Here is a 1,061-nt window from a genome sequence, read left to right on the forward strand (position 1 = left end):
GGCCGGCTCTACGCGGTCAACCCCGAGTTCGGTTTCTTCGGCGTCGCGCCGGGCACCAACTGGAAGTCCAACCCGAACGCGATGCGCACCATGGAGGCGGGCAACACCGTCTTCACCAACGTGGCGCTGACCGACGACAACGACGTGTGGTGGGAAGGTCTGGAAGGCGAGCCCGACCACCTGATCGACTGGAAGGGCAACGACTGGATCCTGCGTGAATCGGATACCAAAGCGGCGCACCCGAATTCGCGCTACTGCACCCCGATGTCGCAGTGCCCGATCCTGGCGCCCGAGTGGGACGACCCGCAGGGTGTGCCGATTTCCGGCATCCTGTTCGGCGCGCGCCGCAAGACGACGGTGCCGCTGGTGACGCAGGCCCGCGACTGGCAGCACGGGGTCTTCATGGGCGCCACCATGGGCAGCGAGCAGACCGCCGCCGCCGAGGGCAAGGTCGGCACCGTGCGCCGCGACCCGATGGCCATGCTGCCTTTCCTGGGCTATCACGTCGGTGACTACTTCCAGCACTGGATCGACCTGGGCAAGAACTCCGACGAGTCCAAGCTGCCAAAGGTGTTCTTCGTCAACTGGTTCCGCCGCGACGAGGACGGCGGCTTCCTGTGGCCGGGCTTCGGCGAGAACAGCCGGGTGCTGAAGTGGATCGTCGACCGCATCGAACACCAGGCCGGTGGCCAGGACACCGCGATCGGTATCGTGCCGACGGCCGAGGACCTGGACCTCGACGGGCTCGACATCGAAGGCGCCGACGTGACCAAGGCGCTGGCGGTCAACGCGGCCGAGTGGCGTGCGGAACTGCCGCTGATCGAGGAGTGGTTCGAGTTTGTTGGCGACAAGCTGCCCACCGGCGTCAAGGACGAGTTCGAGGCGCTCAAGCAGCGGCTTTCCGAGGCGGACTAACACCGCACGCAACGTTGATCGGGCTGGCGCGCAGGACGCGTCAGCCCGATTTCTTTTCGATAGGCTTCGTCGACGGCAAACGTGACTTCTGCATTCCAGCGGGTTGTTTGGAACCCCACGTTTCGGTGTATAGATAGCTAACACCG

At 65.1% G+C, this 1,061-nt stretch carries 1 protein-coding gene; it reads left to right on the top strand.

Annotated features, from left to right (window positions below; genetic code table 11):
* Window positions 1–915 (top strand): phosphoenolpyruvate carboxykinase domain-containing protein (locus tag ACZY0B_RS27625; protein WP_463767402.1); only part of this gene is annotated, 915 nt, incomplete at its 5' end.
* Window positions 916–1,061 lie beyond the last annotated feature (146 nt).

It is taken from the genome of Mycobacterium sp. IDUB_19 (genome assembly GCF_055419445.1).